Genomic DNA, 11,414 nt, shown 5'->3' with positions numbered 1-11,414 from the left:
TGTCAGCCGTTCTCTTATGAACTGCTGCATGTCTCCATGCAGACCAGACTATATCATCATCCTCACTTTTGTGATAGGATGCTCCCCATTTCGAGATTGCTTAATCTCTACTCGCTATTGCGATAGTCGTTGAACCTTCTTCCTAGCTTGTCTCTCGACAGTCCTTAGAAGCTTGGCTGCGGATCGTGCAATTCTACGCTCTTTTACCACACCCAAGTGATTAGCTTGGCCCTGTAAAATGTTTCCATTGAACAGTTGGTGTCGTAGACTCTAAGCAGTTTCCCGGCAATTAGAGGAGTTTGCTTGTGGGCTTACACCCACAAGGGACTTAAATGGATTGTAAATCTCAACTTTTATATCGTCAATGACCAGTGACTTATTTCCACGTCTTAGTTTCCACCTTAAAGTGCCTGGGTTGAGATTTAATACTTTAGCAGCGTCCTTAATGCTGTTAAATCTCTTTGTTACACCGGTGGGATAAGTTAAGATAATAATCCTATTAAAATTGCCCTCCCACAATACCTTAAAGGGATCTGTTATTTCTACCCAAGGCATCTTTTCTGATTTAAATTTAAAAAGATGCTGTGGCGGGTATAACTTTTGACCTTTAGACATTGCGCGCAATCTAATAGTGTCTCCATTAAGATTAAGTTTACGGGAGCATTCTTCTATGCTGTAGTATTCTGTAATCTCATTAGAAACAATATCTTTCACTAAAACAGGTTTATTGTCCTTACGTAAATTATTTTCGTAAGCGTGCTGCATATTTCTTTTACGGGTTACCCATTCGAGATTCTCTAAACGGTCATCACCTTTAATGCCATTGATGTGATTAACATCAAGACTATCGACATTGGGTGTAAATTTTTTAAAAGCTAACATTAAAAGGCGGTGTCTACCAGTAATGGTTCTTTTACCAATATCAGGTGTAACACCGTACATCAAATAACCCATAGCATCTTTGTATGGCGATAAACAATAGTGCGATTTAATATTAATTAAAACACCTAATTTGTTTATAGCATAGCGACTAAAACCTGGAATCAGAAAGAAACCACTTTTCCTGAGGCACTCAATCCCTCCATCAGGAAAATCCCAGACAGTATTAGAAGGATGACCATTGTTAGTGTCGCCATCTATATACTGAACGTTTAGCTTATTAAAATAATGTACAGGTAATTGTATTTTACGACTAATTATAGCAATTAAAACATGTCCGTTTATCCCATCGACTTGTTCTATGGTATTATTATTACAGTCTTTAATAACACCTTCCATTGAAACATGGAATTTCGAATTGCAGCTCTCGTAAAAGTAGCCATTGTCATTATTGATAAATCTGTTGAGCATATTATACTTCCTATTAGTGTTATTAGGATGTATAATATTTTATTTTTTTACCATTTGTTAATCCGCACCTAACAACAAAAGTCGAGTAGGGGAGGGTGAAAAAGATTCCATCCAATCGGCTTCCTTATCAATAATTGGATACTCTTCAAATATTCTCTCTTCATCAACTACCCATTCTTGATTTAACTCCTTGAGTGAACGTGATTTGATGGTTGATTTTACATACAAACGACTGGGGTAAGTAGAACCGACTCCAGTCACCGGGTAACGGGTAACAATAGCAGGCAAGCCATTAATTACCTTAGCACAGCTAACGTACAAAAACTCACCCCAAGTAATAGGACGTACTTTAGTTTTAATTTCAGCATCGGATAAATCCCTTACTTGCTTAAGCTCATTTATGTCGTTAAAAAATTTAAAACTATCGTCCTCCTCATAAACCAAACCCAGATAATGACCATCCACTTTAATCTCTTTTGCGCGTATCTCAGCATTACCAAACAGATGAATCATTTTTTCTATCCCATCCGTAGTGCCCCAAAAATCACTGGCTTCACTACTGAGGGTATGGTGTATTTTTTCAAATTTATCATTAACAAGCCAAGCCGTATTCTCACCTTCTGATATAACCTGCGATAAGAACCCATTGCGAATATGGTAAACACATAGGGGTAGGGTGCCTTTCATACCCTGCCACAAACCAATAATGCCGGTGGTTACATCTATATCTCTAGCGCCACCCAGTTCAACCGAGGGTGAGTTCTGTGAGGTAATAACGTTGCGAGTACCGTTAAATATTCTACGCTTACCCCATTTACCTTGAAAGAAACCTTTCTTGCCAGCTACCCAACTGAAGATTAATTCATAGATCTCCAAGGCGGTCAATTGCAGCTGCCAGCGAATTTTATCATAGACAGGATTTTCCCGCTCATGCTCCTGTACATGAATCGTTTTGCTAATAGCCAGAAGTTTTCTATAAAGAGGATTGATCTCATCTTCAGTAGTCCTGCCATCCTCTTTTACCTCCAAATCTCTAAGTCCCGCTGGTAACACAACGTGATAGCGCAACATCATATTGTCTTTATATTTCTTCATTACCCCAATGGCGACATCACGCTTGATGGAGCTGGTTTTTTCATAAACAATATCTTTAACATGTTTCATAAAAAAACTGTAACCGGTTTGCCCATCTAATTCATTGGAGGATAAGAATTGTTTATTCTTAGCATCCCACGTGGCATAGCCTACACCCGAAATTATATCACGATGATACGATTTAAGTTTAAAAATATGTTTTAATATTGTCGGGTGGATAATCTCCAGTTGCATATCAATAAAAGAGAATCGTTCTGAACGCTCAGGTGCGCCTAATCTACCGAATATGGCTGTAGAGTATAACCCATCATCATGAAGGTTATTAGAAGCACCATCGTAAATATCACCACTGGTGACTGGCTTAATTGCCTCAAGGCGCTTTTTATCAGGTATTAACAAATCAACATTAAAAGGTAGTTGAGTGACTTTCATTATTAAATCTCTAAAATTATGATAACGTTTATTAAAAGGGCTGTGCTATGTCAGATGAAATCGATCTAGACGATGATCTTGGTTTAGATGATCTTGATCTGGGAGCTGACTTTGGCGGCGACGCCAGTGATATGTCAGAACCTGTGGCCGATGATCGTAAACCCATTACCAAGGTTTCTGAAAGTTTTATCGAAGGGGTGCGCGAGAATACGCTTTCGCCACAGATCATTAATCAAACTATTCGCTCATCATTACCCAAGGGCTACTCTGAAGCACTTAATACTGCCGATGAAGCCGTTACTTTGGGTAATGATCTATATAATAAAGCTGGGCAGATTATGCGCCCAGCAATCATTGATTTTAAAAAAGCAGCCAAGCGACTGACTCCTAAAATTGAAGGCTTATTGCCTGAGTCGGTGAATGAAAGATTGAATCGTGTCTTGGCCACACCTGAAACAGTAGCCAGTGCTGAGATAGATGGTGATCAGGCAGCCATTGATAACTCTATAGCTGCCATTTTTACAGCTCAGCAAGAAGGTGAACAGAAACGTTCTGAGAATGATCTGACTAAAGACTTGCTCTTGGATCAAAAAGCTGAGGGGCGTCACCAACAAGCGGTCGCTAAAGCGGCTTCTACTGAATCGCTACTTTCAAGAATAGTTGGTTATCAAGATAGTGTATTAAGCAATTTTCAGAAAACATCACTGGAACTACAATATCGTCAATACTTTGCTGCTCGCGATTTATTGAATTTATCGACCAACACCTTTGCAGACGTGGTTAATAACTTAAAGGTCATTTCTAAAAACACCGCTTTACCCGAAGTGCAAAAAGAATTGCTATCTGAGTCTTATCAGAGTCTTATGCGTGATCGTTTGTTAGGAGCCGTAACTGATAATGTCAGTGATTTTACTTCTGGCTATATGGGTAAGTTAAAAGAGAATATTACCAATAAAGTCACTGAGCAAGCACAATCCTTTGCCGATGGTTTAAGTCAGTTTGCTGACATGGCCAATATGATGGCTGATCAGGATGAGCAAATGGCTGAAATGGGCGTAGCCTCTGAACAATTTGATCCTACTAAATCAGGCAGTAAACTCTTTGGCGGTATGGTCGGCGGTCGTATAGCTCGTTTTCTTGGTAAACGTTTAAACAAAACTTTAGAATCTAACGATAAAGTTGCCTCAACCTCTAATAGACTAGCTGCTACCCTTGGCGATCTAGGAGGTAATTTAAACCGTTTGGCTACTGATGGTTATCAGGGGGACAGTGAAACACTTCAGCGCATATTTGAAGCTATACGCCCTATATTACCCGCTCTGTCTGGTGAGCGTGAGAGCATTACCCATAATCTACATGCCACCTCTACTGAGGGGGTGAGTTACGATCAGATTACTCGGCGCAGTATTATTGAAATTATTCCGGGTTATCTATCAAGAATCCTTAATGAGCTTGAGCAGACTCGTACAGGTGAAGCTAGAGAGCGATTGGTTTATAGTACTCAACGTGAAGAGTTTGTACGTATCGATAAAGCAGCTGAGGATGCTAAACAGTACGTACTTTCAAAGAGCACTAAAGAGAATCTGGGTGAAGGTCTTGATCGCATGATGCGCATCATTGATCCGGAGGATAAGTTAACTTTAGAGGCTCGTCGAGTACTTAGTCGACAATTGCTTAAAGATCTGGATCGAGCTGTGACCTTTGATCCGGTTAAAATGGCAATGACCGATTACTTCCCAACGCAAGTCAGTGAAGAGGTTAAAGGTGAGATTAAAAATCATCTAAAAGAAGTCTTCCGCATTGATGATAATGGGGCTATGAAGAACAAGCGAGGTAATACCAACCGCTTAAGAAAAGCTTCATCGCAATTTGTAAGTTTAAGATCTGATCTACCTAATCAACAAGAACAACTCAATCGTTTTAACGCTGTGGGCTCTAAAGAGTTATTGCGTGAAGCTGGACTTATTAAAAAGGTCGATAACTCTCTTGAGGATAGTTTTGAGTTTGATAAGTATTTTGACCGGCTTGAAGATGCGAGCATGACTGCATTTGGTAGACGACTGGCTGAGGATGAAGTAGATTTTAAAGATGATCCTGAACCGCCGCCCAGCGACAATACACCACCTGCGGGCACACCACCTAATACACCACCTAATACACCACCCACACCCAATGGTGATAATCACCATAGTGTTTTAGTTGATCTACCAAAGCAGACACAACTCGGCAGTAATCAGGTGGGCTCAGTATCGCCAGCGGCTATGGTCAACTCTATAGTAAATCCAGTTAGCCCTATAACACCCACCACTCAAGCAATGCCGGTAGCCGAGGTTAATCAGCCTGTAGTTGAGAAAACTACCAGTGAAAAGGTTATTGAGCTAAAAGAGCTAACCACAGAAATTATCAAAGAACGTGAGTCAGCTGAACAGCTTGGTGCGGCAGTTAATATACTTGATCAGATTAAATGTACTTTAGATAACATAGAAGTTCAGGTAGTTGGTAGCGATGTTGGTGGTGTTTACACTACCCACGAGTCTTCTGCTAATCACTTAATGACCGATTCGACATTAACTATTGATAAGGCTGAGATTCATTTGGCTGAACAGGATTTTGATGGTATACCTAATACCGATAATCCAGTCAATATTCGTGACTTGTTACACGCTATGAACGACGCCATTCAACAAGGGGTTGATCTTAAAGAGGACCTGCCAGTTGTTAGTGATGATCCCATCACGGCAACTGATACCAGAGAGTATCGCAGTGAATCGCTGACCCACCTTGAATCACTTGAGCGTATTATGTCTGATGGCTCTCAGGTAGTTCAGGTTGCAGGACTTGAAGATATGGTTGGCAACGATAGTCATTTTAATACCAAATCAAGTATCTTTGCCAGACTGCGTAAGCGTATTGAAAATGGATTCAATCGTCTTTTGGGTAAGGATGAGGATCTTGAAACCAATGATAAAGAGTCAAGGAGTTTAGCTGGTAAACTTAAAGGTATAGTCAGTGGTTATATGAATATAGCCATGAAGCCCTATAAGTCTTTGGCTAATGTACCTAATGCCATTGGTTCTTTCTTTGGTAGTATTGAAAAGGATGTTTATGTCAAAGGTGAGGATAAGCCAAGATTAACTGTTGCTACTTTAAAGGGTAAGGGTTACTACGATGCTGAAACCTTGGAGCGATTGGAAACTCTTAAAGAGATTAAAAGTCCAATAGTTGATGTTGATGGCAACTTTGTGCTAACTGAAGCCGATATAACCCAAGGTTTGATTACTCGCGATGGTGTTTTGGTTAAACTAACAGGGCTGGCTGGAAAAGTCTTTAATTTCACTAAGGGTTTTGCCGGTAACTATATCAACGGTGTTAAGGGATATTTTAATCTATTAAAAGGAGCTGGATCTAGAGTAAAAGACTTTGCTGGGAACCTGAAGTCTTATGTTGACATTTATATACCCGGAGAAGCTAGTCCAAAACTGCTAGGTAGTATTATGAAACAGGGGGGTTATATCTCTGCGGCCACGGGTAAGGTGATTCGCTCAGCTAAAGATATAGACGGTGATGTTAAAGACTTGCAGGGTAGGGTGGTATTAACTCTCGAAGAAGCACGTACTGGTTTGATGGATCATACAGGTAAAAAAATTGACGTTCGTCATCTTGCCAAAAAAGCACTTGATTGGGGTTGGGATAAGGCTAAGAAATTGGCCGGTGCCGCTAAAGACTTTAGTAAGACATATTTTAATAAAACCAAAGATATCTATAAAGGTGGTATTGATTTATTACGCAACAAGCTGTTGCCTAAAGTACCTATTGTTGGTAAGTACTTTAATTCCAAAGACGATGAGTCAATTGAGCAAAATGATAAAGTAGTGCAAGTGCTCAATCGTATTTATAAGCTGTTGGATAAACGGTTAGAGAAACCAGAAAAAGCAGTGCTGGGTGATCTCGATGGTGATGGTTTTCGAGATGGTGGCTGGCAAGCTCAGTTGAAAAAGAGAAAGGAAGAGCTGGCAGGTGCAGCCACAGTGGGTGCTACTAAAGCTAAACAAACGGCAAAAGATAAAAAGTCTCAACTAAAAGGCTGGCTTGATCAACGTAAAGAGAGAGCCAATGATAATGATGATGATGACGTTGGTATCTTGGAGACACTCGCTGCTTTTGCAGGTATCAGTGATCTATTCTCAGGTGGTAAATCAGTACTGGGTAAACTCTTTAGTGGCGGCAAGTCTTTAGTCAAAAGAGGTGCTGGTTTAGGCGCAAGTTTGCTAGCTGGTAAAACTTTAGGTGGTGTAGCAGCTACTACGGCAGCTACTGGTGCTGGAGCAGCCACGGTTGCTTCAGGGGCTGCTAGCGCAGGTGGAGGTCTATTGGCGGCTAAACTGGCAGCTGGAGCAGGTAGTGTTCTTGGTGGGTTGTTCAGTTTACCTGCTTTAGGTGTTGGAGCTGCTATGGTGGGTGGTTATTATGGTATTAAATATCTCGCTCGTCGCTCAGGTGTAGAACCTTTGGAGCGTTATCGCTTTGCCCAGTATGGCGTTGATGTTACTGATACCGATCAGTTAGTGGCTATTCGCTATCTTGAAGAGGAGGTTATTGATCATATTGAGTATAAGGATGGTCGTGCCCAGATTACCCTAAGTTTGCAAGAAGCCGCTGAAGAGTATGCCGTGGACTTCGGGGTAGATCTGACCGATACTGTGAGCCTTAGAAATTGGGTAATCTGGTTTCGTGAGCGTTTCGCACCTGTATTTACTACCCATTTAAGTTTTCTCAACAGTGTTGATTCCGATGTTGATTTGCTGGATGTTGATGATGAGTTAGACGATAAGTTTAAACCCGAAATGATTAAGGCTACTGCTTTTGCTAAAAACGGTAGTGGTCCTTACAGTGTTACTGCCTCACCCTGGCCTAATAAACCTTTGATTAGTGGTATTGGGCACATTGAACAGGCAGCTAATGAAGTAGGGGGTGTCAGTGAAAAAGCACCTTTGCCAAAGGCGTTAGCAAAGAATCTAAACGTGCGACGACCCGAGTCTATCTCACCTGTACCTGCACAGCCCAAGCAGACAGTGCAACACACACCCACTACCGGCACAGCTACCAAGCAAGTAAGTATGTCGGATATGGGTATTGTTGAAGCCAACGGTGACGGTGGGCAGCAGGTAAGACTACCCCTTAAGGGGATAGTAACCTCTAATTATGGGATGCGTATTCACCCTATTTTAGGCCATAAGAAAATGCACCATGGCATTGACATAGCAGCTCCGGAAGGTGAGCCCGTCTATGCGGCTATGGATGGTGTGGTGCGAGTAGCTGGTTATGGTTCTGGTTATGGCAATGTTGTTTATCTTGAGCATAAAGACGGCACAGCCACGCGCTATGCACACCTGTCTCGGTTCAAAGAAGGACTTGAGGTGGGTTCAAAAGTAGCCATGGGTGATCCCGTTGGTTATGTTGGATCTACCGGGCGCTCCACAGGACCACACTTACACTTTGAGGTACGTCGATCAATTGACTCAGGTTCAGACAGTATTGATCCTGTAGCTAAAATACCGCAGCTAGCAGCCTTAAGAAATGTTGCTAAAAATAAACCCACTACTACTTCGGCCAAGGCAATACCGAACTTATCTCAGGATAAACCCTCCGATATGGGTATGGGCGGTTTGATGGGTCCTGTGGCCAGGATTGACCCTATGCCAACCCCACGAGCCAAGAGCGTACTTGGTAAAGGAGGCATGGGTGATCTGGTCGATCAAATCAAGCAGGATGAGCTTCGCAAACAAGTCATCCATGATGCTCAGAAAAACCATGATCGTGATCGTCTGTTAAATCAGATCACTCAGGTTGATACTATATTACGTGAGAGTTTGATCACGCAACAAAGTATTGATGGAACACTTAAAGAGATAAAGGGTAGTATTGATAATCTGGCAGTTACCACTGAGGGTTCAGCCGGTAAGGAAGTTAAGATGGTGGAGAATACCACTGAGGTAGTGCAACCCGTGATGATTGAACAAAACACAACTGTGTCGGTTAAGGCACCAATTACTATGTCAAAAAGGCTCCCACGATAGGGGGCCTGGAGGTTTAAATAATGCCCTTGGGACCGATAACACCACCGCTGGATACAGAATGGGCAAGGCAGGCATTTCTTCTGCCCAGAGAGGCCATTGATGATCTCGACTTGGCCAGACGGTATGCCAGTAGTGCTGATCAGAAGTTCACCGATACCACTCTAGGCGGTAGTTACGCAATCAATATGCCGCCACAGTTTACCCGCTTTGCTGATCCTAAAGTTAAAGGTACAGGTTCAGTTTCTAAAGGCATGGGTCGTTATTATAGCGAAGCTATTGATGATTCAACAGTATTGGTAAATATGCGTTTTGGAGTCGCTGAGTTTAACTCGCTAACTACCTTTTTTACCAAAATGTATGATCCTTTTGCTGGTAAGCTTGCCCGCACTGGAGAAGCCAGCAGTATTTTTTACAAAATTGGCACCTTAGCTGGATTTGTAACTACGATACCCTTACTGCCCTTTACAGTAGCGGGTCGAATGATTCGCTTTTTTGGTCAAGCACCTTATAGCAAATATTATTATCTAAAACCTACTATGCCTTTATATTGGGGTGCGGTTAATCAGATAGTTAATGCCATGGCGGTAAATTTAGGTATTTCGCCATCGGTTTGGAATGAGGGTTGGCAAGAAACCGGTACTGGTGAAAAAATTGCCGATATATCCCAGTCATCACTGACTACCGATGATATCCGTGACTTTAATAGAATACTACCCGATGTATTTCGTGGTGATGGTGGTATTGATATCCGTAAGGTGGCTACTCGGGCTCAGCGTATGGAGTATGAACGCTCTTTACGTTTGACAGAACTGTTTGGTAATATTCGTACAGCAGAAGAGTTATATACTGCCATTAATGCTGAGATGTCCAGACCCGTTTCACCCAAAGGGGTGTCCTTAAGTCATCAGGATTATCTTAAACGATACTTTGACAGCCCGGTGGGTCGGGGTAATCAAGAACCCTTAGAAACCGATGCTGAGCCAGATAACGTAGGAGAGTGGGAGAGTGATAGTTTTTTTGATTACCTACGTCAAGAGCTAAAAGAAGGTTCAGCTTGGGTATCTTTTCGCACCACTATGGATAAGACAGTTTCTGAATCGTTTTCCAACAGTGTTGGCGAGTCCTCTATTGCCCAGAAAATTAACAGTATGTCAGGCAGTAATAAAGAGAAGAAATTCAGTTTTATGGGAGGTAATATTGGTGATGGGATTATTGCCAGTACGGTTGAAGCCGCTGTGGGTGCGGTTGCTGATCTGGCAAAGGGGGCACTTAATGGCGTGGGTATGTCCGGTCTGGTAACCTTAATGGGTGGAGCCTTTGTTGATATTCCCCAACAATGGCAGGACTCTAGTGCTAGCTTACCCAAGGTAGATTACAAGATGGAGCTAAGGGCAACCTATGGTAATAAAATGTCAATCTTCACTGATATCTACATTCCACTGGCAATGATACTGGCAGCCGCTCTACCCTTATCTACAGGGCAACAAACATACACCAGCCCGTTTTTATGTGAAGCCTATTGTAAGGGTCGCTCACAGGTACGTTTAGGTATTGTTGATAATCTGTCCATTACCCGAGGTGTTGGTAATCTTGGTTGGTCAGACGATGATCTGCCTTTGGCGGTGGACGTCTCTTTCTCAGTGGTGGATCTTTCATCGGTAATGCATATGCCTATTGATTCAAGTCTACGTATTTTTGATGATCCTAATGCCTTTACTGACTATATGGCGGTACTGGGTTCATTGGGCTTATCAGAACAGATACGTTCTACACAGATGTTAAAACGTAATCTGGCTAAGATTTACGAGGACTTTGAAACCTGGACATCCAAAGCTAATATCGCTATGGCGCTGGCACACTCAGCGCCAGGTCAATGGATACAAGCATTGTCTGTTAGAGCTACACGACGTTAATAAAGGGGAGGGCTTGGCCCTCCTTTTTGTATTTTTTTATAAGTTTACATTAGTTATTGCCTGAATATCTCTTTAAGGTGTATACTTAAATGAAAACTTTATATGAAGAAGACTATTATGGTTGGCTTAATCAACAAGCAGATCTATTAGCTAATCACGATTTAAAGCAATTGGATATTGAAAATTTAATTAATGAGCTTTCAAATAGAATAATACAAGTAACGGGTGAATTAGAGACGTTATTAACAAAATTGCTTTGCTATTTACTGGGATGTGATTATCAAACCAGAGTAATAAAAAATGTGCATCAAATTGAAGAGTTTAAACAATGGGTGTACAATATTAATCTTCATAGGAAAGCTATTAAAAAGCAATTAAGTGACAATATTAGTTTAACCGATTATAAAGAAAAAGCTATAATTGAGTCTTATCAGCAAGCTAAAAAACATAGTATTCGTTTAGTAAGTAGTTACAATCGTAATAACCGCACCAAAGGTAGAATAGCACCTATAACAGATGACAGCTTTCCCATTGAATGTCCCTGGAG

Annotated in this window: 5 protein-coding genes; 3 read left to right on the top strand and 2 right to left on the bottom strand. The window is 41.5% G+C overall.

Annotation, left to right across the window (positions count from 1 at the left end; translation table 11 throughout):
• Positions 1–270: 270 nt before the first annotated feature.
• Positions 271–1,350, bottom strand: coding sequence for an HNH endonuclease (locus KDK19_RS11250; RefSeq protein WP_257291983.1), 1,080 nt, complete (start codon positions 1,348–1,350; stop codon positions 271–273).
• Positions 1,351–1,407: 57 nt separating this feature from the next.
• Complete coding sequence (locus KDK19_RS11245) at positions 1,408–2,877, bottom strand: hypothetical protein (protein ID WP_257291982.1); 1,470 nt, start codon at positions 2,875–2,877, stop codon at positions 1,408–1,410.
• A 47-nt stretch (positions 2,878–2,924) separates the two neighbouring features.
• Here KDK19_RS11245 and KDK19_RS11240 point away from each other — a divergent pair, with 47 nt between their 5' ends.
• The 3 genes from KDK19_RS11240 to KDK19_RS11230 form a co-directional block, all read left to right on the top strand.
• Complete coding sequence (locus tag KDK19_RS11240) at positions 2,925–8,954, top strand: peptidoglycan DD-metalloendopeptidase family protein (protein ID WP_257291981.1); 6,030 nt, start codon at positions 2,925–2,927, stop codon at positions 8,952–8,954.
• 20 nt (positions 8,955–8,974) lie between these two features.
• Entirely contained in the window at positions 8,975–10,867 is a 1,893-nt protein-coding gene (locus KDK19_RS11235; RefSeq protein ID WP_257291980.1) for a hypothetical protein, read from the top strand.
• An 89-nt stretch (positions 10,868–10,956) separates the two neighbouring features.
• Positions 10,957–11,414: DUF29 domain-containing protein (locus KDK19_RS11230; RefSeq protein ID WP_257291979.1), on the top strand; the 458-nt coding region annotated here is incomplete at its 3' end.

The sequence above is a fragment of the Endozoicomonas sp. ONNA1 genome, assembly GCF_024606325.1.
Classification (GTDB): domain Bacteria; phylum Pseudomonadota; class Gammaproteobacteria; order Pseudomonadales; family Endozoicomonadaceae; genus Endozoicomonas_A.
This window is presented reverse-complemented; position numbering and strand designations above follow the sequence as displayed.

Coding starts and splice junctions, on each gene's coding strand:
- KDK19_RS11250 (WP_257291983.1), bottom strand. CDS start 1,350: ATGCTCAACAGATTTATCAATAATGACAATGGCTACTTTTACGAGAGC.
- KDK19_RS11245 (WP_257291982.1), bottom strand. CDS start 2,877: ATGAAAGTCACTCAACTACCTTTTAATGTTGATTTGTTAATACCTGAT.
- KDK19_RS11240 (WP_257291981.1), top strand. CDS start 2,925: ATGTCAGATGAAATCGATCTAGACGATGATCTTGGTTTAGATGATCTT.
- KDK19_RS11235 (WP_257291980.1), top strand. CDS start 8,975: ATGCCCTTGGGACCGATAACACCACCGCTGGATACAGAATGGGCAAGG.